Raw genomic sequence first — 25,524 nt, forward strand, 5'->3', positions numbered from 1 at the left:
CATTCATTGTGATCATCAATGACAACCAAGCCAATGGCTTGAAGCCTGATGACTCGGAATGGAGCTATTTCTTCGATTCACCAACGGCCTTCCGGTCGGATACATCGGTGCCGTCGCCGGACGTGGCGGGTACGTTGGGAGGCGCTGACCGACGAAGAACGCCGCCGGTTTGTGCCCCTCTGCCCGGATTTCGCGCTGGAATTGACATTGCCTTCTGACCACCTGCCCGACCTCGATTGGCTGAGTAACGGCGTGCAACTGGGCTGGCTCATCGATCCTGACGCGCGCACGGCCTGTGTCTACCGTCACAATGGGCCGGTCGAGGAAATCACAAACGTAACGACGTTGCCGGGTTAGCCGGTGCTGTCTGGGCTTGCCTTAACGCTGTTTTAGTACCAATGGTCCGTGGCAAACGGGAATAGCTCCCGGTTTGGCTTCGGCAGCGGGCGGCTGATACAACCCACGGCCAAGCAGCAACAGGCCGAGGCCAACGGTGAAAAAGGGCATGAGCCGGGTGAAGCGCTGACGTACCTGACTCGGAAACAGCGTCGGTAACGCGCGAATAGCCAGGAGCGCTGGCAACGTACCCAGCCCAAAAGCCAGCATGTAGAAGGCACTGGGCACCGCCTGCCCCGTAGTGATGGCACCCGCCATCGCTACGTATACAAAGCCACAGGGCAAAAAACCGTTGAGCAAGCCCAGGCCCGCAAATGATAGTAGCGAAGGCCGTTGCAGCCAGCGCGCCATCGGGCCCATGAGCCACCGCGACGACAGGCGCGCCGTCAGACTGCCCCAATGCCCCCGTTGCAGCACCGTCAGCGACAGCAAAAAGACGCCCGCCCCCACCGATACCGAGCGCTGCCAGCCGAGCCAGTGCAACCCTTGCCCCAGCCCGCCAATCGCCGCGCCCAGACTCGCGTAGGCTATGAGCCGGGCAGCGTGGTAAACCAACGTACCCAGCCATCGCTGATGGTAGGGGAGTCGGCCCAGGGGCAGGGCCATGGCCAGCGGACCGCACATACCCACGCAGTGCAGACTACCCACCAGGCCCGTTGTGAGGGCTGCCAGAAGCCAGGCCATACTCATAAAAAGAGTTCCTGCTCGGTGTAGTAGTCACGCTGCCCGTCGGACCACGTGAACTGCACGCGCCAATGGCCTTTCAACAGCCCCTTGGTCGATACAAGCTGACGAGCGGTGTGGTCCTGCGGAATTTTGACTTTGAAATCCTGGACCCGGTCGGCGGGGCGGTAAAACAGGAGGGTCCCTTTGCGAAGTGAAGCGGGCAGGAAAACCGCTACTTCCTGGGTGTCGGCAAGGTACGTCATGGGAACCTTGTTGGTTAAGCGAGCCGCGTTGGCAACGCGGTCGATGTGTTGTTGATACGCGATCTCGTCCTGATAGTAGTCGTCGCGGACCAGATCGATACGCTGACGGCTCATGCTAACGACCATCGTGCCAATGAATCCGGCAAACAAAACGAAGACGAGCACAATGGATTTTCCCCAGTTCATAAGTCAAAGTAGAAGCACTAAACACGCGAACGAGTGATGATTTGGCAGATGGCTGACTGAAATCACTCGTTCGTGCTTTCAGTCGTTGGCCGTTACTGTGCGGGTCCTAAAAAGCGGGTATCTAGCTCGTCGATGACCGCGTCGCCACTCAATACGTCGATATGCAGGTCGGTGGAGGCATCGTGCAGTGTCGCTTCGGGCAGGCTGATGAAGAACATCGTTTTAGCCAGTTCGCCGGGCTGTACGGTGCTGAGCGGCTGGACGAATCGCAACTGCGCATCGGGTTGACTGATGCGTAACCGCACGGGCAGGGCACCGTAGGTTTTGTTAATGACTTCCAGCGAATACAGGTTGGCGATTCGGCCGTTGGCTTCGCGCTGGTACAGCTGCCCCGGCGCGCGCAACACCGTAACGTCGAGCGCCGGGCGGGTCATAAGCAGGCTAGCCAAAATGATCAGCAACCCCAACAGCACCGCCGAATACGCCGCAATGCGCGTGGTAAACCGAAACGGCTGGCGCGATTCAATGCCCTTCTGCGAGTCGTACCGAATCAGGCCGGTTGGCCGGTCGATTTTGGTCATCACCTCGTCGCAAACGTCGATGCAGGCTGTGCAGCCGATGCATTCCATCTGTGTGCCGTTCCGAATGTCGATACCCGTCGGGCACACATGAACACACAGTTTACAGTCAATGCAATCGCCTTTGGGCGCCGGGGTGGTAGGGATGTGCTGGCTGGGATTGTTCGGTATCGCTTCACGAATGGCGATCCCGGCGTCGGAAACGGCCCCGCCCCCCCCGCGCTGAAGGCGCCCCCTTGGTTCGCCGCGGATGTAGTCGTAGGCGACGATCAGCGAATTTTTGTCGAGCATTACGCTTTGCAGCCGCCCATACGGGCAGATGGTCGTGCAGACGATCTCGCGCAGGTAGGCAAACACGCCGTAGAAAACACCCGTAAAGACCAGCATCGCCGTCAGGCCTGCCAGGTGCTGATTGGGGTTGTCGGTGATCAGGCTCAGCCAGGCGTCACGGCCAATCAGGTACGCCAGAAACGTATTGCTGATCAGGAACGAAAGCAGGAAGAAAACCAGGTGCTTGCCCGTCTTTTTCAGCATCTTCTCCGTTGTCCAGGGGGCCGCATCGAGGCGGCGGCGGGCGGTGAAGTCGCCTTCAATCCACGTTTCGATTTTCCGAAAGACCCCTTCCATGAAAATCGTTTGCGGGCAGGCCCAGCCGCACCACACCCGCCCGTAGATCACCGTAAAAAAGGCGATGAACACCGTAAACGTGATCAGCCCGATCGCGACGAGGTAGAAATCCTGCGGCCAGAACGTAACCCCGAACACGATAAACCGGCGCTCCAGCACATTGAACAGGAACAGCGGGTGCCCATCGACCCACACAAACGGCCCAGCAAACAGGCAAGCCAGCAATTCCAGACCAACCACCGTCCGCCAGCGGGTAAACGCCCCCGAAGTGGCTTTGGGGTACAGCCATTTACGGCCGCCGTTCTCAAGCTGATTAGGCAGGTGGGTCCGGAAATAGTCATCGACCGGGCTGGGTTCGTGAACGTCGAGGTTCATAGCGAGTGATTGAGTTAAAGAAGCTGGCACGCGACGTGCCAGCAACGTACCTACTTAAGCGCGACCATTTTTTCGCCCTGTGGTTCTTTGGCACCAACGGGTTTCGAGCCTTGTAGCGACAGGATGTAGCTGGCGACCTGTTGCACCTGCAACGGGTTGAGCTGGCTCTTCCACGACATCATGCCTTTTTCGGGCACACCTTCGTTGATGGTGTGGTAGACCGCTTTTACCGATCCGCCGTGCAGCCAGTACTCGTCGGTCAGGTTGGGGCCAACGCCGCCCTGCGCCTGCTGGCCATGACAGGCCACGCATTTTTGCGTAAACAGCACCTTGCCGGCGTCGAGCGATTTGGCGTCACCCACCAGCTTGACCGTGTTCTCGTTGATCGACCCGGCCACTTTCTGGATGTAGGCCTCACGGGCTACTTCGGCTATCTGTACTTCTTCGGAGTACTCGGCCAGCGACGACTGCCCAACCCCCACCACGTGGAAAAGCAGCAGGTAGATGACCGCAAATCCAATGGAGCCGTAGAAGAGACCCATGAACCAGGGCGGCGTGGGGTTGTCGAGTTCGTGGATGCCGTCGTAGGCGTGTTCCATCACCAGCTCTTTCTCCTGGGCCAGCGGCCGTAACCCCGTAACGTACTGCCAAAAGGTGCGTTTCTCTGCAGCCTGACCCGCCGGTGCCAGAATGGCCTTGAGCATGATTAGCAGGTAGACGCACAGGAAACCCACCAGCACCATGCCCACCAGTAACGTGATCAGCGCAATCAGGAGCACCAACTCCTCGCCCGATTCAATGGCCCAGATCGATTTGCCGGGGGCATTGCCGGAGGCGGTGGCCAAACCGGCGTTTACAAACAGTGTCGAAAAGTACATGGCAGGACGGTTTAAGGCAACGTAGAATCATCGAGAGGAAGGCGGCTCATCTGACCCATATGGTTCTTGTCGGCCAGCCAGAGATAGAGACCCACCAGCAGAAAAAACGCGAAGAAGGTCAGGAAGGAACTGATCATGTAGAGGTCGGCTCCGGGGATTTTTGAGATGAATTGCTTGAACATAAGAGCAGGGATGGCTAATGACTAATGCACGATGTATAGTGTACAAGGCGCGTTGAGGCACAATGGTGTTTGGTGGGCCCAACTGGCCTTCGCCATTGTCCATCGTGCATTATTCATTGTACATTATCTACTAGCGGTTTCCATTTTTTTGATGTCGGTGCCGAGGCGTTGCAGGTAGGCGATAAGGGCCACAATCTCCCGGTCGGGTTGCACCTTGATGCCGTCCTGCGCCAGCCGTTGGCTGATCGTCGTAGCCTGCTTTTGCAGATCGCCGCCCGCCGTCGCGATGGTCTGATCATCGTAGGGCACGCCCACCTTGCGCAGGGCGCTCATCTTGGCGCTCGTCTTGTCGGTGTCGAGTTTGCGCTCCAGCAGCCAGGCATAGGCGGGCATAATCGAACCGGGCGACATCGAGCCGGGGTCACGCATGTGGTAGTAGTGCCACGAGTCGGGGTATTTGCCGCCTTCGCGTTGCAGGTCGGGGCCGGTGCGCTTGCTCCCCCACAGGAACGGGTGGTCGTAGACATATTCGCCCGCTTTGGAGTATTCACCATAGCGCTCGGTTTCCGACCGGAACGGCCGTACCATCTGGCTGTGGCAGCCTACGCAGCCTTCGCGGATGTAGAGGTCGCGGCCTTCCAGCTCCAGGGCCGTGTAGGGTTGGACGGCGGCAATCGTGGGTACGTTGCTGCGTACCATGAAGGTCGGAATGAGCTCAACCAGCGAGCCAATCAGGATCATCACCAGCGAGCCGATCAGCAGCGGAATGGGCTTGCGCTCAAACCAGCGGTGCCAGAACGTATCGCCACCCGTGGCCACGAAGGTTTTGGCCAGCGCCGGGGCTTCGGCGGGTTCGTTGGCGGTCAGCGAGCCAGCGGCCATCGTTTTGAAGAGGTTGTAGGCCATCAGGATAGCCCCCGCCAGGTACAGGGTGCCGCCAATAGCCCGCATCTGATGCATAGGCAGCAGGCGCAGCGTGGTTTCGAGGAAGTTGCCGTAATGCAGCGTGCCTTCGGGTGTAAACTCTTTCCACATCATCCCCTGCGTGAACCCCGAGATATACATCGGGATGGCGTAGAACAGAATGCCCAACGTACCCAGCCAGAAGTGGACGCTCATCAGCTTGGGCGAGAACAGAGGCGTGTGGTAGAGGCGCGGCATGAGCCAGTAAAGCATGGCAAACGTCAGGAAGCCGTTCCAGCCTAGGGCGCCCACGTGCACGTGCGCCACGATCCAGTCGGTGAAGTGGGCAATGGCGTTGACGTTCTTGAGCGACAGCATCGGGCCTTCAAACGTCGCCATGCCGTAGGCCGTCAGGCCCACCACCATAAACTTGAGAATGGTGTCTTCGCGCACTTTGTCCCAGGCACCGCGCAGCGTGAGCAGGCCGTTGATCATACCGCCCCACGACGGCGCGATGAGCATGATCGAGAACACCACCCCCAGCGACTGCGCCCAGTCGGGCAGCGAGGTGTAGAGCAGGTGGTGCGGACCGGCCCAGATGTAAATGAAAATCAGGGCCCAGAAGTGCAGAATCGACAGCCGATAGGAGTACACGGGGCGGTTAGCCATCTTGGGCAGGAAGTAATACATCATACCCAGATACGGCGTGGTCAGGAAGAAGGCTACGGCATTGTGGCCATACCACCACTGCACGAGGGCATCCTGCACCCCAGCATAGAGCGAATAGCTTTTGAGGAAGCTGACGGGGATCGCCATCGAGTTGACGATGTGCAGCACGGCCACCGTCACGAACGTGGCGATGTAAAACCAGATGGCTACATAGAGGTGCCGTTCGCGCCGTTTGAAAATCGTCCCGAACATATTCACCCCGAAAACAACCCAGATCAGCGTAATGGCGATGTCGATAGGCCATTCGAGTTCGGCGTATTCTTTCGAGCTGGTAATGCCAAAGGGTAGCGTCGCCACGGCCGACAGGATAATCAGCTGCCAGCCCCAGAAGTGCACCCGGCTCAGCAGATCGGAAAACATCCGGGCCTTGCAAAGCCGCTGAAGCGAGTAGTACACGCCCATGAAAATGGCGTTGCCCACAAAGGCAAAAATGACGGCGTTGGTGTGGAGCGGCCGGATGCGCCCAAACGTGGTTTCGGGGGTGTTCAGGTTGGCGACCGGGGCAAACAGCTGGGTGGCGGCAATCACCCCCACGAGCATCCCGATAACCCCCCAGATGATGGTCGCTACGCCAAAATCACGCACAATGCGGTTGTCGTAGGTAAACTGCTCAGCGGGGAGCTGGCTGATGGGGGGCTGATAACCCGGCGGCTGCCCAAGGGTTTCGCGGTCCGACGAAACCAAGGTAACGGGGGTGTTTGATACAGTAGACATAAGCAACGAAACGGAGGTTAGTAATTAAGCAGGATCGGTTGGCGGCGGGCTGAGCGTAGCGGTGTCGTCGTCGAACAGCATGCGCAGGGAAGGGGTGTAGAGGTCGTCGTGCTGGCCGGTTCGCATCGACCAGATGAACGCGCCCAGAAAACCCAGGGCCATAACGAGACTGACGCCGATCATAAAAAAGAGGATAGCCATACGCAGGGAGGTTTAACACCCCAAAAGTGAGTGGCTGTCGGTCGGGCACCGATGAGTTCGGTCAGGTAGCTGCCTGATAAAATTCAGCCGCCTGAAAAGCTGATAAGTATCAGTTTCGGAGCTGACGGCCGTCAGGTAGCCGGGCAGGGGGAAGGGCTACTTTTACGTACCGAAACACCCCTATGTCCAGTACACTATGCAACTCGTTGCCATCACCCCAACTCTCGACGAGGCACTGCCCACCCTGCTCACCTGCCGCACTCAGAACCAGCACTGGGCGGCTACGCTACGCCACAACGAAGCGGAGATCGACGGGCTGCTGAGCCTGTTCGATGACCTGAAAGACCGGCCTAATCCGCAGGGACTACACCACCGGCTGATGAGCTACTATACGAGCCTGAGCCGGCTGAAAAACCGGATCGATCAGCTCCGCGAGCTTTACCTGTGTGGCTGCACCACCTGTGGCAGCGCGCCCTGCCAGGACCCGAAGTATAATCGCTATCAGGCGCTCACCGGTACGTTCGCCCAGTTGGGTGACGAGCTGACCCGCCTCCGCGAAATCTGCTACCAGTTTCTGTCGGGGCTGGTGAGGCTGAATTTGATTTAACCCCGTCGCGGGTTTGAACCGGACGGGGCCGGATGTCGATTACTAGAGCAGGCGGTGGCGATGGCCCCGCCGGTCAACATCCGTCCAATCCGTTTCTGGCCCCGCGCCACGTACCGCATGCATACACCCCTTCGCGACATCGAAACCGAAGCTGACATTGCTTACTTTCTGGACCGTTTTTACGCCCGCGTGCGGCAGAATCCGGAGCTGGGTTACCTCTTCGACGGGGTAGCGCAGGTCGATTGGCCCACCCACCTGCCCAAAATCCAGGCGTTCTGGTCGAGCCTGCTGCTGGGCACCAACAGCTATCAGGGGCAACCCATGCGCCCCCATTTCGAACTGGCGCAAAAAGCACCCATCCGGCCCGGCCACTTCGACCAATGGCTGGCCTTGTTCAGCCAGACCCTGGCCGAGTGTTTTGCGGGCGAGCGCGCCAACGAAGCCTGCCTGCGTGCTCAGTCGATTGCGGCCGTCATGCAAAGCCGCCTGCACCTGACAGGGTTGCTTCAGACGGAGTAAAGGGCTGTCAATCAAGTCTATTTCATCGTTCACTACCCAATGGTTATTCCCATTTTCTTCCTGGCGCACTGGTACTCCTCGGTACTGATGCAAACGTTTTTTCTCCACCGCTACGCCGCCCACCAGATGTTCACCATGAGCAAAGGCTGGGAGAAATTCTTCTACACGCTCACGTTCATTACGCAGGGGTCGTCGTTTCTGAGCCCGCGCGCTTATGGCATCATGCACCGCCTGCACCACGCACATGCCGACACCGAGCACGACCCGCATTCGCCGGACTTCTCCAAAAACCTGTTCGACATGATGTGGAAGACCCGCACCTACTACAACGACATCGTGAACAACCGCGACCAGATTCCGGCCAAGTTCAAAAAGAACGTACCCAACTGGGCGTTTATGGAATGGCTCGGCGACCGGTGGTTGGTGCGCCTGGGCTGGGTGGCGGTATATACGCTCATCTACGTGGTCTTTTCACCCTCGCCCTGGTGGTTTTTGCTATTGCCCGTCCATTTCCTGATGGGGCCGGTACACGGAGCCATCATCAATTGGTATGCCCACCGCTACGGCTACACCAATTTTGTCGTTAACGACACGGCGAAAAATCTGCTGCCGTTCGATTTTCTGATGATGGGCGAATCGTACCACAACAACCACCATAAATGGGGGGGGCGGGTCAACTTCGGCGGGTTTCGCTGGCATGAACTCGATCCGGCCTACCCGCTGATTCGGCTGCTCAACAAGGCTGGCGTGATTCGGGTACGTTGGGGCCGCGACGAAGCGTATATGTAAGCCCGTTATCCTGATGTTAACCAGTCGGAGGCGGGCTAAAAATCAAGGTTTGGGCTGATGGCTATCATACTTTTTGGTTAGTAATAGCCGTATCTTCACCCATAAATCCCAAGCATCTATGTAAGTGGGCCCAATCGCCTTTTTGTGATGGAAGTCAACACACTATCGCCACCCGCCGTTCCGGTCAAGAAAGCCGTACTCCTCTGCTTTCTGCCGCCCGCTACCTCGCGGGAAGCCGTTCAGGAACGCACCTTCATGACAACGTTCAGTCAGGGGTTACAGCAGCGCCTGCCCGATCTGGTGCGGGTGCTCAACGTCGACCAAATGGCCCATCCTGACGTGGTAAGCAGCTTCAACCTGACCCAACTGCCTGCCCTGGTACTGGTGCACCATGGCGTCGAACGCTGGCGGCAGGAGGGGGTTCGGGCCTGGGAAGAACGCACCTTACTGCCGCACCTGCTGGAGCGGATCAAAGAACTTTGAGTATCGGTAAATAGGGGAGTGCAGATCCCGGTGTGCCATAGGGGTTAGGCGCATCGGGATTTTTTTGTGGTTGGGTTTGCCAGGAATAGCGTGAGTTGGAGCGCCTTACTGATAGCATAAACAGGACTGCCGCACAGTTGAAGACCCGTGCGACAGTCCTGTTTATCAATAACTTAGCGTATTTATACCGTCTGCGAAAAGAGACGTTCGGTGCGTTGGCTGCGGGCGAGGTGGCGGTCAAACACCATGCAAATGTTGCGCAGAAAAGGGCGGCCTTCGGGCGTTACCCATAAGTGAGTTTCGTCGAAATCGATCAGGCCGTCGGCGCGAAACTCACTCAATTGCATCAGCAACTGGGTACGTTCGCCAACCGACAGCTCATTCGTAGCCCAGACGGTGCCAAACCGACACATGATGTCGAGGATTTGCTGCCGTACCTGGCTGTCTTCGTCGGTCAGCAAATGGCCGCGGTTAATGGGAAACTGCCCGGCCAGTACGCGCTCCTGATACCTGCGCAAGTCTTTGTCGTTCTGCATAAACGCCGTGCCGATGTCGCTGATGGCCGACACGCCCAGCCCGATCAGCATGTCGGTACGGGTGGTGGTGTAGCCCATGAAATTGCGGTGCAGCGTTCCGTTTTGCAGCGCCACGTGCAGCGAATCGTGGGGAAGCGCAAAATGATCCATGCCGATCTCAACGTACCCAGCCGCGAGCAGCAATTCACGCCCGATTTCGTAGAGTTCGCGTTTGGCCTCGCCCGTAGGCAGGTCGGCGTCCTGAAAACCCCGCTGCCCAAAGGCCCCGCTGCTGTTTCCGATCCAGGGCACGTGGGCATACGAATAAAAGGCGATGCGGTCGGGGCGCAGCGTCAGGGTCTGGGCAACCGTCTGCCGGATAGAGTCGGGTCGTTGAAAGGGTAACCCAAACACCAGATCGTGGCTGATCGACGTGTAGCCGATGGCGCGGGCCTCCTCGGTAACGCGGCGCACATTCTCGAACGGCTGCACGCGGTGAATGGCCCGCTGCACCACGGGGTCGTAGTCCTGCACGCCGAAACTAACCCGCCGACAGCCCCCGTCGAAGAGCGTTTGCAGGTGCGCGGCGGTCGTGTTGTTGGGGTGACCTTCCCACCCAAAATCGGGCCCACCACTCGATGACGCTTCTACCGGATCGGCCAGCTCAAAGAGGCCCGTCAGCAGCCGTTGGAGTTCCTGCGGCGAGAAGAAACTGGGTGTACCGCCACCAAAGTGTAGTTCGGCAAGGCGCGGGCGTTCGGGGAGCCAGTCGCAGTAGAGCGCCCACTCAGCCAGCAGGGCGTCGATGTACGGCTTCTCAACGGCGTGGTTGCGGGTGATGTGCTTATGGCAGGCACAAAACGTACAGAGGCTTTCGCAGTACGGCAGGTGAATATACAGGCTGATCCCGTCGGCGTAATTGTCCATGGCAAAGGCCGTGGTGAGCCGATCCTGCCAGACCGTATGGTCAAAAGCGGCTGTGTTCCAGAAGGGTACGGTCGGGTAGCTGGTGTAGCGAGGACCAGGTACGTTGTATTTGGCGATGAGCGCGTTATGCATGGAAAAGCCCGCCCCAGGTACGTTGTCAGGCCGCAGGATCAGACAAAAATCGCGGGGCGGGCGGGTCGTCAACCCAACGCCAATCAGCCGCCGGGCTGATCTTCGTCAGGTTTTGGTGGGGGCGGGGCGATCAATTTTGACCAAACGATTCAGGATGATGACGCCTACGGCCAGCCCCACCAAAACGGTCTGTTACCACTGCGGTACCGACTGCCCCAGCCCTACCGCGACGCTATATTACGACGACAAACCGTTTTGCTGTACGGGTTGCGAGACTGTTTATCAGGTGTTGCAGCAGCACCAGTTGTGTCGCTATTACGACCTGAATACCACGCCCGGTACGTTCATCCCCAGCCAGACGCCTTCGCTCGACCGGCTGGCGTTTCTGGACCACCCCGACATTGCCGCGCAACTGATCGACTTCCAGAACGACAAGGTGGCCCATGCCACGTTTTACGTACCGGCCATCCACTGCTCGTCGTGTTTGTGGCTGCTCGAACACCTGTACCGCATCGAACCGGCGGTGGAACAGACCCGCGTCGATTTCCTCAAGAAGCAGGTGCATCTGGTCTTCAATCCGGGGCAGTTGTCGCTGCGGCGGGTAGCCGAATTGCTCACCTCGCTGGGCTACGAACCGCTGATCAGTCTGAACGACGTGGTGAAAGAAGGACAAAAACAGACCTACCGGCCGCTGCTGTACCGGCTGGCGGTGGCGGGGTTCAGCGCGGGTAATATCATGCTGTTCAGCTTTCCCGAATACCTTGGCCTCGACGATTCGCTTTTTAAGCACTGGTTCGGGATTATCAACCTGCTACTGGCCACCCCCGTCGTGTTCTACTCGGGATCGGGCTATTTCGAATCGGTCTGGAAGAGCCTGCGCAGGGGTATTATCAACATCGACTTTCCTATTCTGCTGGGTATTCTGGTAGCTTATTTCCGGGGTACGTATGAAGTCTTTGCGCTGGGTGGTGCCGGGTATTATGACTCGGTTACGGGACTGATTTTCTTTTTGTTATGTGGCAAATGGTTTCAGCAACGTACCTACGATTTCCTGTCGTTCGAGCGCGATTACAAGTCGTATTTTCCGCTGGCGGCGCGTCGGCTGGTGGGTGATCAGGAAACCTTCGCGCCCGTGGCCGAGCTGCAAAAAGGCGACCGGATTCGGGTCCGTCACGGCGACCTGATTCCCGCCGACAGTCTACTGTATCGGGGGGAAGGCATCATCGATTATGCGTTCGTGACGGGCGAATCGACGCCGGAAAACCGCGATCCGGGGGCACTGCTCTACGCGGGTGGTCGGCAACTCGGCGGGGCTATCGACCTCGAAATCGTGCGAAACGTATCGCAGAGCTACCTGACACAGCTTTGGAATAACGAGGCGTTCAAAAAAGAGCAAACCACTGGTGCACAGACTTTTGCCGACGCCGTGGGTACGTACTTTACCATCACCGTATTGACCCTCGCTACGCTCATTGGTGCCTACTGGTATGGCTGGGCCGGGCAGCCCACCACGGCGGTCAACGCGTTTACGGCGGTGCTGATCGTGGCTTGCCCGTGCGTGCTGTCGCTGTCGTATCCGGTGGCGCTGGGGCATGGGCTGCGGCTGCTGGGCAAACGGGGGCTCTACCTGAAGAATGCCGAAACCATCGAACAACTCTCCCGCTGCGACACCATCGTTTTCGACAAAACCGGTACGCTCACGACGCCCATTACCGAGTCGGTTACGGAGGTATTTACTCCGCCGCTGTCGCCCATCGAGCGGGCGATGGTCGCCACGTTGGCCGGGCAGTCGGCGCACCCGTTGAGCCGTCGACTGCGGCAGTTTCTGGCCGAAGAACCGCCCGTTGCTATTGCTCACTTCACCGAAATGCCGGGACAGGGCCTGATTGGCCTGGTAAACGAAGCGATAGTGAAACTGGGCAGTGCCGCGTTTGTCGATGCACCTTCCACCGCAACGGTCAGTGGCTCGGTGGTACACGTCCGTATCGACAACCAGTATCGGGGCTACTTCCGGCTGGCCGGGCAATTGCGCGATGGCGTCGTGGATATGCTGACGGCGCTGAAGGGGAGCGGCAAGGACCTGTACCTGCTATCGGGCGACGGCGATGCTGCCCGCAAGAACCTGCGCGCCTGGTTTGCCGACGAGGCGATGACGTTCGGCTGTAGTCCCGACGATAAACTGCGCCTGATCCGGGACTTGCAGGCGGCGGGCCGGAGGGTGCTGATGATCGGCGATGGTCTCAACGATGCCGGTGCCCTGCGACAAGCTAACGTGGGTCTTGCCGTCACCGATGATACGCTTCAGTTTACGCCCGCGAGCGATGCCATTCTGGAAAGTCGTTCGTTACGGCAACTGCCTCGCTTTCTGCGTTATAGCCGCTTTGCCATGCGCCTGATCCGGGGCAGCTTCGGCATATCGTTGTTATACAATTTCGTCGGGCTGTCGTTTGCGGCTACCGGCCACCTCTCGCCTGTTGTGGCGGCGGTGCTGATGCCGCTTAGTTCAGCCACGATGGTCCTCATCGCTACCATCGGCATGCGCAACTGGCGGGGGATGAAACGCGGATGATATGGATTTTTGGGATGGTCGCAGATCTGGAAAATGGCTTGTAAGGCTGAGTAGATAGGAGGAGGCGTTTTTGTCATCCCGACGACAGGAGGGATCTCAACCTTTCTCACTTGAGCCTCAAGACGCTTCAAGATCCCTCCTGTCGTCGGGATGACAAAAAAGTAGAATAGCTCTCTTTCTGTCTAAAAACTTCATTTTACAAATCCGCGATCATCCCAAAAATCCGTGTCATCCGCGTCCAAGCCGGTTTAGCCACGCCAGTGTCACGTCCAGAAAGGGCCGGATGCCTTTGTAATCGAGCATGGCGGGCGGGGTGGTTTCCAGTACGGCCAATAGGCGCGGGGCGGCGTCGGGGCGGGCGCGGCACTCGTCGGCAAGGCGGTTCAGGTACGTGCGGATACCGAATAAAATGGCGCCGGAGCGGGGGAGGCGGGTAAGCGTCTGTCGTTCAATACGAATGAACAGGTGTTCGCCGGCGTTGGCGGCGGTCAGCGTTGGCAGCAGGTTGGCGAGTTGGGCGTTTAGATCCGGCATCCGGTGGGTCGTCATGTCGAGTTGATCGCTCGCCTTCAGGCTCCAGTTGAGTCGCCAGAGCGGTTTGCCTACGGGAAGCCGGGCCATAATCGTCTGCGCGGCCTGCATCATCGGCGGCACAATCGGGTTAATCGGCGCGTGAATGGCCGTAAACGGCAGGCCTATCTTCTCGTCGAGACTCCAGCCATTGCCGAAGCAGAGTTGACCCGCCACCAGCGTTGCGTCGGGGCCGTCGAGGATGAGCAAATCGTCCTGCACTTGCCGACCTACCCAATCGAGCGGAGCCAGCGGTGCGTCAGGTACGTTGTTGCCCTCCTGAACACTGCCCGACGGCAACGTACCTGACGCACCAAATGTGAAGGTCTGCGAAAGGCCAAGCCGATGGTTTTGCCAGTGCCACTGATTCCCGTCTTTCTGTAAATTAAACTGATCGGGTCGATGTCGGGACAGGTCGGTCAGCACGGCCTCCAGCACGTCCCACTGCGCGGCTTCGGTGCCGGGTGAGGCCTGGAAGTAGTAACCAGGTACAGCCTGCCCCGCTCCACTACGATCTGAGGGGTTGTCATGGGTCAGCAACGAGTTCTTCAGCGCGATCTCAGCCTCATAGTGCGCATCGACCTCGATCAGGGCATCGGCGGGTTTGAGCGGCAACGTACCCGGCCGTTCGTTGAACTGCTGCTGAAAAGGAAAATAGGGTAACACGCTCGCCTAAATTATTCGAAACAAGATTTTCCGATCGGCTTTTTATTACGTCCAGATGTCATTCATCTCGGTCAGGATAAGTGGTTTACCGTCGGTGACCACGATCGTATGTTCGTGTTGCGCCATAAAACCACCTTTGTCGCCCACCATTGTCCAGCCGTCTTTCAAGGTTTCGGCATAGGTCGAGGTGGTTGAGATGAACGTCTCGATGGCGACGACCGAGTTCTTTCGAAATCGGGCCGTATTGGCGCGGTCCCGGAAATTTGCGATCTCGCTGGGTTCTTCGTGCAGGCTTTTGCCGATGCCGTGCCCGGTCAGGTTTTTGATGACTTTGTAGCCTCGTTTTTTGGCTTCTGTTTCAATCAAATGACCAATCTCTGAAATACGAACCCCGCCTTTTATATTCTGAATGGCTCTGTATAAAATCTGCTTCGAGGCATCGACTAATTTCTGGTGGCGGTTGATGTCGGCGCCCAGCACAAAGGAGCCACCATTGTCGGACCAGAAACCATTCAGTTCAGCCGACACATCGATATTTATCAGATCACCTTCTTTCAGAACGCGATGATCAGACGGGATACCGTGGCAGAATTCGTTGTTCACGCTGATGCACGTCCAGCCGGGAAAGCGATACGTTAAGTAGGGAGCCGATTTTGCCCCGAAATCAGCCAGGATGGTGGCCCCGTAGGTATCCAGTTGCTTGGTGGTCATACCGGGTTTCGCATAGTTTCGCATGGCCTTTAAGGTATACGCAACGGCTTCACTGGCTTTCTGCATCCCGAGCAGTTCTGCTTCTCTGGTTATTGACATAATCGCTTTTGGTTAATGGTTGCCCATTGCCTGTTCTGCCGGATTTATGACCGATCAAGCTGACAACTTAGCACACAGACACGTCGAAAAAATAGCCGGTCAACTCGCTTTTTCAGGAGCGTCTAAAAACAGGTGTAATGATTGAATGAGGTCATTTTCGACAACCGCTATATCCATACCGCTTGCTACTGGCTCAGCGCCCTGTGGACCCAGCTCCCAGGAAATAAATTGCAATTGATGATTGACCTGCGACGGCTTGTTCAAGACAAATTGGAAGTCGATCGGCCACTCGGCCTGCAATGTTGAAATGAGTTCATTAATTGCCTGGTGACCAACAATGGCCTCGCCTGCGTTGCTTTCGTAGAAATGAATGGCTGGCGCGTAGATTTTTTTCATGGCGTCCAGCCGTCGATCCGCATCACGGTCATTCCAAACGACAAGTAGACTATCTTCCAAAAGTTGTGCTGTATGCATTACCTGATCTGCTGTGTGTTTACGTAGTACGTTTCCGTTTCGCGTTGATGGCATACCTGTCGCATCGGACACGCGGCGGGTTGTGGCGTTGGTTGTAGGCGTAGCGCCAACATAACGATTGACGCATTTTTGGGCGTTGAGTAAAAGTAGACCTCAGCCGTTTACTGATCAAATTAAGTTGTTGGTACTGAATTAATTGCTTAACTATCAGTGTATTGACTGCCGGTGAATTGGCCTTCTCTACCACTGACTTGCCCGTTGAAGAGTTGACCGCTCAGGCTGACTAGGCCTTTGCTGCGCCGATTAAGCTGCTCGCCAATCTCAACCTCTTGGCTGCTTGTGCTTGTTACCAACGCGGTCAGTGTACACATAGACTATCGTTGGGCACAGGCAAAACAGCCCGGGCGTAGGTACGTTGCCTTGGGGGCGGTTTCAGGCCTGGCTGGGCCTGCTGATGCGGCGTATTTTGGTCAGATTAGTACGGTAAATCGACTGAATTCGGCGGATAGATCGCAGGTGACTAGTTGTGGGGCAACTTTAGCTGGTCAACGTCAAACCTTAGACCCTCGTCTCTTATCTTCGCAGGTTCTTTTTTCACCACCGCATTTCATCGAACCGCATGGAGCGTTTTACCGGCCTGCTCGGCATCGTACTGATTTTAGGCATTGCCTTTGCCATGTCGAACAACCGTAAGGCTATCAATTACCGCACCGTTGGTGTGGGGCTGGGGCTGCAATTTGGCCTCGCCGTCTTCGTCCTTAAAACCGATCTGGGGCAGAATGTCTTCAACTACCTCGGATTTCTGGTCAATAAAACCCTCGAAAACGCGGATAAGGGCGCCGCCTTCGTCTTCGGGACGCTCGTCAACCGCGACCTGATGGTGCGCGCGTTTGGGAGCGGCAACGATTTCGTTTTCTTCTTCAAGGTGATTCCCACCATCATCTTTGTGGCGGTGCTGGTCAACATCTTTTATTACCTGGGCATCATGCAGCGGATTGTGGCCGTGATGGCGCGGGTGATGAAATGGCTGATGGGCGTGAGTGGTGCCGAAGCCCTTTCCAACGTCGCCAGTACGTTTGTGGGGCAGGTCGAGGCGCAGATTATGATCAAGCCGTATCTGGGCACCATGACGAACTCCGAACTGCTGGCCTCGATGGCGGGCAGCTTCGCCTGTATTGCCGGGGGCGTGCTGGCCGTGTATATCTCGCTGGGTGTGCCGGCGCCGTATCTGCTCGCGGCCAGTATCATGGCGGCACCGGGGGCGCTGGTCATTTCGAAAATTGTCTTTCCCGAAACGGAGGCGTCGACCACGCAGGGTACGGTGAAGCTGGAAATCAAGAAAGCGCACGCCAACCTGGTCGATGCCATTGCCAGCGGCGCCAGCGAAGGGCTGAAAGTGGGCCTTAACGTGGTGGCTATGCTGATCGGCTTTATCGCGCTGATTTCGCTCATCGATATGATTCTGGGCAAAGTGGGTAGCCTGTCGGGCTTCTCGCAACTGAGCCTCAATTACCTGCTGGGCAAGCTCTTTTCGGTGTTTGCCTGGGCAATGGGCGTACCGGGGAAAGATGTGGAAGCGGCCGGCGCCCTGATGGGTACCAAAATGGTGGTGAATGAGTTTGTTGCCTACATCGATCTGGTGAAACTTAAGCCAACGCTCGACCCCAAAACCATCGCTATCACCAGCTTTGCCCTCTGTGGGTTTGCCAATTTCTCGTCGATTGCTATTCAGATCGGTGGTATTGGCGAACTGGCTCCCAACCGCCGCACCGATCTGGCCAAGCTTGGCTTCAAAGCCCTGATCTGCGGCACGTTGGCCAGCTACATGTCGGCCACTTTGGCGGGACTTTTATTGTAAATGAGCGAAAGAGTGACTGAGTGAACGAGCGAATAGGTTTCGCATCCGTCAATAGTACAGCCGATGCGGAGCCTACTCGCTCGTTCACTCAGTCACTCTTTCACAATTCACTCTTTCCATGCGTATCGGAATTTTCTTTGGCGGGCCTTCGCGGGAGCGCGACGTATCTTTTTCTGGCGGGCGCACGGCGCTGGCCAACCTGAATAAAGCCCTGTTTGAGCCCGTGCTGGTGTTTGTCAGCGGGTTGGGTGACTTCTACATTGTCGAGCCCGATTTTCTGGAGAACGAGTCGATCCGGGCGGCGCTGCCCGAGCAGGAGGGCTTCTCGGTCTACGATGAATCATTACCCGATGGCGACGAATTCATTCCGGGGCAACCCATCGGTCCCGAGTTTTTCGAAGCCTACTTCGACCTGGCGTTTCTGGCCATGCACGGTCCCGATTGCGAAGACGGCGCCATTCAGGGGCTGCTCGAATGGCACAAGATGCCCTACACCGGGCCGGGGATTATGGGTTCTGGGCTGGGTATCAACAAGATCCTGCAAAACCACCTGATTGCGCTGGTCACCGGGCAGCAGAAAAAGACGGCCACCATTGGCCGTGATGCCTGGCTTCTGGCGGACCAGGGGGCGTATTTCTCGTCGTTGATCGAGCACCTGGGGCTGCCCATCGTGGTCAAGGCACCGCATCAGGGGTCGAGCATCGGCGTAGCCATTGTGCGCGAAAACGACCTGGGTACGTTCCAGAAGGCCGTTAACCAGTGTTTCTTCACGGCGCAGCTATCACTGGCGGAATGGGAGGGGATGGACGACGTCGCCAAGCGCGAATACGCCCAGCGCATGGCCAACCTCAGCGCGACGATTGGTTACCCGATGGTGATCGAAGAAACGGGCGAGTATATTGGCGGGCCGGTCGAGCTCATCCAGACGCTGAATGATTACGCCGACAGCTCGGAGACCGAAACGCTGACGCTGGCTTCGATCAACGCGGAAGACGAACTGCTCTTCGAAGAGTTTATTAACGGACAGGAGTTCTCCTGTGGCGTGATTCAGGACGACGACGGACGGGCCATTGCCCTGCCGCCCACCGAGATCTACAACGCTACGGCCTTCGACTACGAGACCAAATACCTCAGCAGCGAAGCTAAAAAGCGGATTCCGGTCGCCACGAGCCTGGAAAACAACCGAGCCATCCAACTGGCGGTCGAAACGGTGTTTTCTAAATTGGGGATCAACGTCTATTCGCGCATCGACGGCTTCCTGACGCCCGACCGCGACGGCGAGCCGGGCCGCGTGTTGCTGCACGACCCCAATACGATTCCGGGTATGTCGCCGACATCGCTGATTTTCAAGCAAATGGCCGAAATCGGCATGAACCTGAGCGACTCGCTCACGTACCTGATCCGGCAGTCGTTGCGCGAACGTATCCGCACGGGTAAAGACACCTTCCGCCTGAAGCAGATGCTCGCCGATCTCGACGAACGCCTTGCCGATCGGAAAGCCGCCGATTTGCCCGAACAGGCGATTCCGTTTGGCCCGTCGGACGACGAGTGGACAATGGCCCGTGCCCGCTATAATGATGCCGTCGCCCTGGGCGAAACCCGGCCGCAACTGGTCTACGCCAAATCGGATACTGAGACATACAACGTACCCGTTTACTGCCTCTTCAAAGACAGCATCGCCGAATTGGAGCAGGCGCTGGCAGGCCCCCGGCATCCGCTACTCGACGAAACCACCGAACGTACCCGGCATATCACAGGAAAATACGTATAAATCGGTTCTAATCCGCCTTTAATCTGCCCTAAATGAGCCAGAAAACGCTGTTTCTGATTCATTTAGGGCATTTTTGCTTTGTAACCAGTTGCCAATTGTCTATAAGTACAAGAAGTGTATCGTTGGTAAAATAGAGTACTTTTTTGATAAAATATTGAGATAAATACGGGAATGTTGATTAGTAGATAGCTATGAGGAGGAGACTTTGAAGGTAAGTATCATTATTCCCCCAATATTATGCCAAACAAATCTATTCGAAACGTGCCAGGCTATAAGCGGCAGGAGGCATTCACACCAGGATGGCCCCAGACACGCAGCTTATATGTGCTGTGCCTTGCTCTGCTACTCTGCACGACAAGCGCTCTCGCGCAAGTTCGGGTCACGGGTCGCGTCATCGACGATCAACAGCAGGGAATCCCCGGCGTGAGTGTCGTTGTGAAAGGGACGACTGCCGGCTCTGTTACCGATGCTACGGGCGCCTACACGGTGAACGTACAGAATACCAAGGGATCCCTGGTGTTCTCCTACATCGGGTACGTTACACAAGAAATTCCGCTCAACGGGCAAACGTCGCTCAACGTTACGCTGGCAACCGATACCAAATCACTGAATGAAGTCGTGGTCGTTGGTTATGGCACGCAGCGGAAAGAAACAATCACGGGCTCGGTCGTAGCCGTGAAGGGGGGGGATCTGGTTAAATCGCCAACCACCAACCTGTCTAACTCACTGGCGGGTCGTCTGCCGGGTGTAACGGCCGTAAACCGCAGCGGTGAGCCGGGTTATGATGGCTCGACCATCCGGATCCGCGGTACGAACACGCTGGGTAACAACAGCGCCCTGGTTGTTGTCGATGGTATTCCTGATCGGGCAGGTGGCCTGGACCGGATCAACCCGGCCGACATCGAGACTATCTCGGTACTGAAAGATGCTTCGGCGGCCATCTACGGGTCGCGGGCCGCCAACGGCGTTATCCTGATCACGACCAAGCGGGGCAAAACCGGCAAACCGCAACTGTCGTACACCTTCAACCAGGGTTGGGCGCAGCCCACGGTGGTGCCTAAGCTAGCCAATGCGGCGGAATACGCTACCATGTTGAATGACCTGAACATTTATGAACTCCCGGTAGGGGAGTGGGGTGCTGCTACCCAGGCCTACAAAACGACCGGTTCATACACCCGTCCCGATGGCTCGGTGCGTACGGCGCCTTACTCGCCGACCGACATTCAGAAATACAACGATGGTTCGGATCCCTGGGGTCACCCCAACACCGACTGGTACAAGTCGACCCTGAAAACGTGGTCGCCGCAGTCGCGCCACAACCTGCAACTGACGGGTGGTACCGAAGATTTCAAGTACCTGGCTTCGCTGGGCTACCAGAATCAGGACGCGTTTTACAAAAACTCGGCCACGGGCTATCAGCAGTATGATATTCGTCTGAACCTCGACGCCAACATCAGCAAGAACCTGCACGTGGCGTTGGGTATCCTGGGTCGCGAAGAATTCCGGTATTACCCGACGCGCGGTGCCGGTGCCATTTTCCGGATGCAGATGCGGGGTAAACCCAACCAGCCGGCTTTCTGGCCCGACGGTCGTCCCGGTCCTGACATCGAAAACGGGGAAAACCCGGTTGTCATCACGACCAACGCCACTGGCTACGACCGCGACAAGCGCGATTACATCCAGACCAACGGGCAGCTTGATTTCAAAGTGCCGGGTGTTGAAGGCCTGAAACTGTCGGCTACGGCAGCTATCGATAAGCTGAACCAGAACAACCGGCGTTGGGAAACACCCTGGACGCTGTATGAGCGCGGCGCCGGCGTAGATGCCAACGGCAACCCGAACCTGACGGCCAGCGTACGTGGTCCGGCAGAACCCCGCCTGACACTGGGCAACAATACGCAGCTGAACATCCTGCTGGGTGCCATCGGTACGTATGAGCGCAAGTTTGGCGACCACGGCCTAACCGTACTGGCGGGGGTAAACCGGGAAACCATCACCGGTGATAACTTCAACGCCTATCGTCGTTACTTCATCTCGCCCGCGATCGATCAGCTGTTTGCCGGTGGTGCACTCGAGCAGAACAACGGCGGTGGCGCCTTCAACCGGGCACGTCTGAACTACTTCGGACGGGTTGCGTATAACTACAAAGACAAGTACCTGTTTGAATTCCTGAGCCGCTACGACGGATCGGATATCTTCCCGGAGGCGACGCGCTACGGTTTCTTCCCCGGTTTCATGGCGGGTTGGGTAATTTCAGAAGAAAACTTCTGGAAATCGGCCGCACCAGTGATGAACTACTTCAAGGTGCGGGCTTCGTGGGGACAGTTGGGTAACGACCAGATTTATCTGCCGGGCACCACTACCCTGGCTACGTATCAGTACCTGGCTACCTACGGCTTCAACACGTACATTATCAACAACGCACAACAGCAGACGCTAGGCGAAGCCCGGATTCCGAACCCCAACATTACCTGGGAGGTGGCCAACAACGCCGACATCGGTCTGGAAGGGCAGTTGTTCAACGGTAAGATCAGCTTCGAGTTCGACTACTTCAACAACCTGCGTACGTCGATCCTCTATCCGCGTAACGCCTCAGTACCCCGCACAACGGGCCTGACGCTGCCTCCGGAAAACATTGGCCGGGTACGTAACAGCGGTTTCGACGGCCAGATTACGTACAACGGACAGGCCGGTGGGCTGCGCTTCAACGTAGGTATAAACGGTGGCTACGCGCAGAACAAAATTCTGTTCTGGGACGAAGCACCCGGTGCGCCTGATTGGCAGCGGACGACGGGCCGACCCATCAACTCGTACCTGGCGTACCAATATGATGGTGTCTTTGCTACCCAAGAAGAGATTGCCGCCAACAAGCTCGACTACTCGGCGATCGTGAAGACGCTCCGCCCCGGCGACATGAAGTACAAAGACATTGGTGGGCCAAACGGTTCGGGTCCAGATGGCAAAATCACGCCGGATGATCAGGTACGTAACAACCGGACGAACCTGCCCCTGTTCCAGGGTGGTCTGAACATGACGGCCTCGTACAAAAACTTCGACCTGACGATCCTCTTCCAGGGGGCGGCTGGCGCGCAGCAGTACATCAGCCTAGGTGAGTCGGGTAACATCGGTAACTACCTGAAAGAGTTCTACACCGACCGTTGGACAGTCGAAAACCCCAGCAGCGTACACCCGCGTATCGCTAACCGTAGCGATCAGTATTATTCGGGTGGCAATACCTACTGGCTGCGTTCGGCCGATTACATCCGCCTGAAGAACTTCGAGCTTGGCTACACCATCCCCGAAACAGTAGGCAGAAAAATAGGCATCAGCAGCCTGCGGGTTTACGTAAACGCGCTGAACCTGGCTACGCTCTACAATGGACTGGGTTCATTTGACCCCGAAGCCGATAATGCCACCGGGCAGTACTACCCGCAGTCGCGCATCATCAACACTGGTCTATCGCTTCGCTTCTAACTCATTGATTTTAAGTTATGACACGTTTTAAAACTATCGTACTGACCTTGATTGCGGCTTCATTGACCGTGACAAGCTGTAACGACGATTTTGTGAATACGCAGCCGCTCGATCAGGTATCGGGAACGGCGGTGTGGTCCGATGCCGCGTTGGCAGAGGCCTTCGTGACCGGGATTTATGGAGGATTGGGCCAGGGCGGTTTCAATGAGCAGCAGCTCGCTTCGCTGACGGACGAAACCATCTTCACGCACCCCGGTCGTGATATTACGACCATTACCGAAGCGCGCTCGAACCCGGCCAGCCCAGGCTGGATCAACGAGACGATCAACTGGAACAACATGTACCTGCGTATCCGGGCCTGTAACCTGGCGCTGGAGAATCTGGCCAAGCCGGGCTTCCCGAATAACAACAACATCGTGGAGCGGTTGACGGGTGAGACCAAATTCCTGCGGGCTTACTACTACCACCAGCTGGTGCGTTACTACGGTGGGGTGCCCATCGTGGATCGGGCCTATCTGTTGGGTGAAGCCGATTATTCGCTGCCGCGCAATACCATGGAGGAGTGTATCAACTTCATCGTGAAAGATTGTGACGACGCCGCTGCCTTGCTGAAAGGAAAATCGCTGGCGAAAGGCCGGGCCAACGACGTAAGCGCCCTGGCGCTGAAGTCGCGGATCCTGACCTATGCCGCCAGTGACCTGTATGACGCGGCTACGGCCAAGTCGAAATCAACGGCCCACGCCTCGTTTGCCAATCCGGCTCTGCTCGGCTACACGTCGGGCAGCCGCACGGAGCGCTGGCAAAAAGCCAAAGCGGCCTCGAAAGCGGTGCTGGACATGACGGCCTATGGCTACCAGATGAACCTGTCGGCTCCCGTGTCGAAAGACGCCGGTACCACCAACTACATGAACATCGCGCTGTCGCGGGGCGGCGGTGAGCAGGATGTACTGTTCTCGCGCTTGTTCATCAACCAGAAGCCCGAAGCCGGTGGGCAACAAGGTCTGTTCAACGGACCTAACGGCTACCACAACTGGGCGGGCAACACGCCGGTATCCTTGCTGGTCGACGACTACGAAATGATGGACGGGTCTAAGTTTAGCTGGAGTGATCCCGCCAAAGCAACGACTCCCTACGCCAACCGTGACCCCCGGTTCTACGCGTCGATCCTGTATGACGGAGCGCCCTGGAAACCCCGCACGGCCGACGTAGCGGCGAAAGATCCGGCCAACCAGATTCAGACGGGTCAGTACGAAATCACGAGCGGCAGCGGCAAAGTGTCGGTGGCAGGTCTTGATACGCGTAAGAGCACGGTAGAAGACTGGAACGGTAGCTACACGGGCTACTACATGCGGAAATTTATCGATCCGAACCCGGCTATCGTCGACCAGAACACCTACCAGCAGATTCCCTGGCCGTTCTTCCGTTACACGGAAGCCGCGTTCAACTACGCCGAGGCCTGCATTGAACTGGGTGAAGATGCCGAAGCGAAAACGTGGCTGAACAAGATCCGCTTCCGGGCGGGGATGCCTGCCCTGACCGAAACCGGCGATGCCCTGCGCCAGCGCTACCGGAACGAGCGGCGGATTGAGATGGTGTTTGAAGAGCAACGCTACCATGATGCCCGGCGCTGGATGATTGCCCCCACCACACTGGGGCGCAAAGCCAACACCATCAGCATCACCGGTACGTTGAAACCGGGCAAGAGCGTGTCCCTGTACCGCTACGACCCGACCAGCTACGATTATACCTACCGCGTAGTCGAGATCGACCCCGGTAAGGAAAACCGGGCCTGGCTCGACAAAATGTACTACCTGCCCATCAGCCGTGACGAGAGCAACCGGAACGCTAAGCTGGTGCAGAACCCAGGCTATTAATCGCCTGTACGAACGTTCATAAGTTAACCGATGCCAGTTCAAACCGAGCTGGCATCGGTTGTTTTAAGCCCTATGCTTGATGAAAACGAGGTGGTTACTACTTGGGATTGGGTGGCTGGCCTGCCACACCCTGCGCGCTCAAACGACGATCCGGGTGCCGGGTGGTCCTAACTGGCAAAAGACGGTTCCCGCTGCTCAGCGGTACCGGTACAGTACGTTTCAGCCCGGCACCCTAACGTTCGTCAACGGTACGTCGGCGACGGGGCAACTCAACTACAACCTGCTGCTTGGCGAAATGCAGTTCATCAACCCAGCAGGCGATACCTTGTCGCTGGCCGATGAATACAACATACAGGCTATTCAGTTGGGCGAATCGATGTATGTCTACGACGTCAGGCATGGCTACCTTGAGGTGCTGGCCGAATACGGTACGCTGAAACTGACGAGCAGGCTGCTCTTTAAACCAGTGCAGGCCGACAAAACGGGCGGCTACGGGCAGTCGTCAGGTACGTCGTCGATCGCTCAGTACCGATCCTTTGCGGGGGGCAATGGGCAACTGACTCGGCTTGAACAGTCGGGCGATCTGTTGCTGAAAAAGGTGGAAGACTACTTACTCGTTGATGCCAACAAACGCGTTCATAAAACGAACGAATCGGCTATTCTGAGCCTGTTTTCCCAGCACAAGCCGGCGCTTCGCGCTTACATCAAAGCGCAAAACATTGATTTTCGGAGTGAAGAAGATTTAAGGAAACTGCTCACCTATGCGAGCAGTAAGTTGTAATTTTGAT

Annotated in this window: 22 protein-coding genes; 11 read left to right on the top strand and 11 right to left on the bottom strand. The window is 57.1% G+C overall.

The genetic code is table 11. The features are described from left to right. Positions 1–48 precede the first annotated feature (48 nt). Complete coding sequence (locus FAES_RS12925) at positions 49–357, top strand: Uma2 family endonuclease (protein WP_015331663.1); 309 nt, start codon at positions 49–51, stop codon at positions 355–357. A 21-nt stretch (positions 358–378) separates the two neighbouring features. Here FAES_RS12925 and FAES_RS12930 read toward each other — a convergent pair whose 3' ends face one another. The 7 genes from FAES_RS12930 to ccoS form a co-directional block, all read right to left on the bottom strand. Further along, a complete protein-coding gene (locus FAES_RS12930) occupies positions 379–1,080 on the bottom strand; it encodes a sulfite exporter TauE/SafE family protein (RefSeq protein ID WP_229364470.1) in 702 nt (233 codons plus the stop codon). Between the two features lie 2 nt (positions 1,081–1,082). Continuing rightward, positions 1,083–1,511 (bottom strand): FixH family protein, encoded by a 429-nt coding sequence (locus tag FAES_RS12935; protein WP_015331665.1) that lies wholly within the window; start codon positions 1,509–1,511, stop codon positions 1,083–1,085. A gap of 92 nt (positions 1,512–1,603) precedes the next feature. Continuing rightward, positions 1,604–3,091, bottom strand: a complete 1,488-nt coding sequence (ccoG, locus tag FAES_RS12940) for a cytochrome c oxidase accessory protein CcoG (RefSeq protein ID WP_015331666.1) — start codon at positions 3,089–3,091, stop codon at positions 1,604–1,606. Between the two features lie 50 nt (positions 3,092–3,141). Then, positions 3,142–3,969 carry a cbb3-type cytochrome c oxidase N-terminal domain-containing protein gene (locus tag FAES_RS12945; RefSeq protein WP_015331667.1) on the bottom strand — a complete coding sequence of 276 codons (828 nt, stop codon included), beginning with the start codon at positions 3,967–3,969 and terminating at the stop codon, positions 3,142–3,144. A gap of 11 nt (positions 3,970–3,980) precedes the next feature. Next, positions 3,981–4,151 carry a hypothetical protein gene (locus FAES_RS30500; protein ID WP_015331668.1) on the bottom strand — a complete coding sequence of 57 codons (171 nt, stop codon included), beginning with the start codon at positions 4,149–4,151 and terminating at the stop codon, positions 3,981–3,983. A 123-nt stretch (positions 4,152–4,274) separates the two neighbouring features. Then, on the bottom strand, positions 4,275–6,497 hold the full coding sequence (ccoN, locus tag FAES_RS12950; protein ID WP_015331669.1) for a cytochrome-c oxidase, cbb3-type subunit I: 2,223 nt from the start codon (positions 6,495–6,497) through the stop codon (positions 4,275–4,277). Positions 6,498–6,521: 24 nt separating this feature from the next. Then, complete coding sequence (gene ccoS / locus FAES_RS12955) at positions 6,522–6,698, bottom strand: cbb3-type cytochrome oxidase assembly protein CcoS (RefSeq protein WP_015331670.1); 177 nt, start codon at positions 6,696–6,698, stop codon at positions 6,522–6,524. 196 nt (positions 6,699–6,894) lie between these two features. Here ccoS and FAES_RS12960 point away from each other — a divergent pair, with 196 nt between their 5' ends. From FAES_RS12960 to FAES_RS12975, 4 genes are all read left to right on the top strand, one after another. Next, the gene (locus tag FAES_RS12960) at positions 6,895–7,305 is read left to right on the top strand and encodes a hypothetical protein (protein ID WP_015331671.1); all 411 of its coding nucleotides are present in this window, start codon (positions 6,895–6,897) and stop codon (positions 7,303–7,305) included. A 117-nt stretch (positions 7,306–7,422) separates the two neighbouring features. Next, the gene (locus FAES_RS12965; RefSeq protein ID WP_041258910.1) at positions 7,423–7,824 is read left to right on the top strand and encodes a group III truncated hemoglobin; all 402 of its coding nucleotides are present in this window, start codon (positions 7,423–7,425) and stop codon (positions 7,822–7,824) included. Between the two features lie 39 nt (positions 7,825–7,863). After that, positions 7,864–8,613 carry an acyl-CoA desaturase gene (locus tag FAES_RS12970; RefSeq protein ID WP_015331673.1) on the top strand — a complete coding sequence of 250 codons (750 nt, stop codon included), beginning with the start codon at positions 7,864–7,866 and terminating at the stop codon, positions 8,611–8,613. A gap of 147 nt (positions 8,614–8,760) precedes the next feature. Further along, positions 8,761–9,096 carry a thioredoxin domain-containing protein gene (locus FAES_RS12975; RefSeq protein WP_015331674.1) on the top strand — a complete coding sequence of 112 codons (336 nt, stop codon included), beginning with the start codon at positions 8,761–8,763 and terminating at the stop codon, positions 9,094–9,096. A gap of 182 nt (positions 9,097–9,278) precedes the next feature. On the opposite strand, the gene hemN is transcribed toward FAES_RS12975, so the two are convergent. Then, positions 9,279–10,670 (bottom strand): oxygen-independent coproporphyrinogen III oxidase, encoded by a 1,392-nt coding sequence (gene hemN, locus FAES_RS12980; RefSeq protein WP_015331675.1) that lies wholly within the window; start codon positions 10,668–10,670, stop codon positions 9,279–9,281. Between hemN and FAES_RS12985 the strand changes: the two genes are divergently transcribed. Next, on the top strand, positions 10,669–13,239 hold the full coding sequence (locus tag FAES_RS12985) for a heavy metal translocating P-type ATPase (protein WP_229364471.1): 2,571 nt from the start codon (positions 10,669–10,671) through the stop codon (positions 13,237–13,239). The genes hemN and FAES_RS12985 overlap by 2 nt on opposite strands. 228 nt (positions 13,240–13,467) lie before the next feature. Here FAES_RS12985 and FAES_RS12990 read toward each other — a convergent pair whose 3' ends face one another. The 3 genes from FAES_RS12990 to FAES_RS13000 all read right to left on the bottom strand — a co-directional run bounded on the left by FAES_RS12990 (position 13,468) and on the right by FAES_RS13000 (position 15,759). Beyond that, entirely contained in the window at positions 13,468–14,475 is a 1,008-nt protein-coding gene (locus tag FAES_RS12990) for a heme-dependent oxidative N-demethylase family protein (RefSeq protein WP_015331677.1), read from the bottom strand. Between the two features lie 45 nt (positions 14,476–14,520). Further along, on the bottom strand, positions 14,521–15,285 hold the full coding sequence (gene map / locus FAES_RS12995) for a type I methionyl aminopeptidase (RefSeq protein WP_015331678.1): 765 nt from the start codon (positions 15,283–15,285) through the stop codon (positions 14,521–14,523). A gap of 99 nt (positions 15,286–15,384) precedes the next feature. Further along, positions 15,385–15,759 (bottom strand): hypothetical protein, encoded by a 375-nt coding sequence (locus tag FAES_RS13000; RefSeq protein WP_229364472.1) that lies wholly within the window; start codon positions 15,757–15,759, stop codon positions 15,385–15,387. Between the two features lie 619 nt (positions 15,760–16,378). Between FAES_RS13000 and FAES_RS13005 the strand changes: the two genes are divergently transcribed. The 5 genes from FAES_RS13005 (at position 16,379) to FAES_RS13025 (ending at position 25,517) form a co-directional block, all read left to right on the top strand. After that, positions 16,379–17,617, top strand: coding sequence for a NupC/NupG family nucleoside CNT transporter (locus FAES_RS13005; RefSeq protein ID WP_015331680.1), 1,239 nt, complete (start codon positions 16,379–16,381; stop codon positions 17,615–17,617). A 118-nt stretch (positions 17,618–17,735) separates the two neighbouring features. Next, complete coding sequence (locus tag FAES_RS13010) at positions 17,736–19,388, top strand: D-alanine--D-alanine ligase family protein (RefSeq protein WP_015331681.1); 1,653 nt, start codon at positions 17,736–17,738, stop codon at positions 19,386–19,388. 237 nt (positions 19,389–19,625) lie between these two features. Further along, positions 19,626–22,862, top strand: a complete 3,237-nt coding sequence (locus FAES_RS13015; protein ID WP_015331682.1) for a SusC/RagA family TonB-linked outer membrane protein — start codon at positions 19,626–19,628, stop codon at positions 22,860–22,862. Positions 22,863–22,879: 17 nt separating this feature from the next. Beyond that, positions 22,880–24,736, top strand: a complete 1,857-nt coding sequence (locus FAES_RS13020; protein ID WP_015331683.1) for a RagB/SusD family nutrient uptake outer membrane protein — start codon at positions 22,880–22,882, stop codon at positions 24,734–24,736. A gap of 79 nt (positions 24,737–24,815) precedes the next feature. Beyond that, positions 24,816–25,517, top strand: coding sequence for a hypothetical protein (locus FAES_RS13025; protein WP_015331684.1), 702 nt, complete (start codon positions 24,816–24,818; stop codon positions 25,515–25,517). Positions 25,518–25,524: the final 7 nt, after the last annotated feature.

Origin of the sequence: Fibrella aestuarina BUZ 2 (genome assembly GCF_000331105.1) — a bacterium.
Taxonomy (GTDB): domain Bacteria; phylum Bacteroidota; class Bacteroidia; order Cytophagales; family Spirosomataceae; genus Fibrella; species Fibrella aestuarina.

Bases quoted from the DNA above. Each gene is read 5' to 3' on its own strand.
- hemN (WP_015331675.1), bottom strand. From the start codon at position 10,670: ATGCATAACGCGCTCATCGCCAAATACAACGTACCTGGTCCTCGCTAC.
- FAES_RS13025 (WP_015331684.1), top strand. From the start codon at position 24,816: ATGAAAACGAGGTGGTTACTACTTGGGATTGGGTGGCTGGCCTGCCAC.
- FAES_RS12975 (WP_015331674.1), top strand. From the start codon at position 8,761: ATGGAAGTCAACACACTATCGCCACCCGCCGTTCCGGTCAAGAAAGCC.
- ccoN (WP_015331669.1), bottom strand. From the start codon at position 6,497: ATGTCTACTGTATCAAACACCCCCGTTACCTTGGTTTCGTCGGACCGC.
- ccoS (WP_015331670.1), bottom strand. From the start codon at position 6,698: ATGGCTATCCTCTTTTTTATGATCGGCGTCAGTCTCGTTATGGCCCTG.
- FAES_RS12945 (WP_015331667.1), bottom strand. From the start codon at position 3,969: ATGTACTTTTCGACACTGTTTGTAAACGCCGGTTTGGCCACCGCCTCC.
- FAES_RS12935 (WP_015331665.1), bottom strand. From the start codon at position 1,511: ATGAACTGGGGAAAATCCATTGTGCTCGTCTTCGTTTTGTTTGCCGGA.
- FAES_RS12925 (WP_015331663.1), top strand. From the start codon at position 49: ATGACTCGGAATGGAGCTATTTCTTCGATTCACCAACGGCCTTCCGGT.
- FAES_RS13015 (WP_015331682.1), top strand. From the start codon at position 19,626: ATGCCAAACAAATCTATTCGAAACGTGCCAGGCTATAAGCGGCAGGAG.
- FAES_RS13020 (WP_015331683.1), top strand. From the start codon at position 22,880: ATGACACGTTTTAAAACTATCGTACTGACCTTGATTGCGGCTTCATTG.
- FAES_RS13000 (WP_229364472.1), bottom strand. From the start codon at position 15,759: ATGCATACAGCACAACTTTTGGAAGATAGTCTACTTGTCGTTTGGAAT.
- FAES_RS13010 (WP_015331681.1), top strand. From the start codon at position 17,736: ATGCGTATCGGAATTTTCTTTGGCGGGCCTTCGCGGGAGCGCGACGTA.
- ccoG (WP_015331666.1), bottom strand. From the start codon at position 3,091: ATGAACCTCGACGTTCACGAACCCAGCCCGGTCGATGACTATTTCCGG.
- FAES_RS13005 (WP_015331680.1), top strand. From the start codon at position 16,379: ATGGAGCGTTTTACCGGCCTGCTCGGCATCGTACTGATTTTAGGCATT.
- FAES_RS30500 (WP_015331668.1), bottom strand. From the start codon at position 4,151: ATGTTCAAGCAATTCATCTCAAAAATCCCCGGAGCCGACCTCTACATG.
- FAES_RS12965 (WP_041258910.1), top strand. From the start codon at position 7,423: ATGCATACACCCCTTCGCGACATCGAAACCGAAGCTGACATTGCTTAC.
- FAES_RS12930 (WP_229364470.1), bottom strand. From the start codon at position 1,080: ATGGCCTGGCTTCTGGCAGCCCTCACAACGGGCCTGGTGGGTAGTCTG.
- FAES_RS12985 (WP_229364471.1), top strand. From the start codon at position 10,669: ATGGAAAAGCCCGCCCCAGGTACGTTGTCAGGCCGCAGGATCAGACAA.
- map (WP_015331678.1), bottom strand. From the start codon at position 15,285: ATGTCAATAACCAGAGAAGCAGAACTGCTCGGGATGCAGAAAGCCAGT.
- FAES_RS12970 (WP_015331673.1), top strand. From the start codon at position 7,864: ATGGTTATTCCCATTTTCTTCCTGGCGCACTGGTACTCCTCGGTACTG.
- FAES_RS12960 (WP_015331671.1), top strand. From the start codon at position 6,895: ATGCAACTCGTTGCCATCACCCCAACTCTCGACGAGGCACTGCCCACC.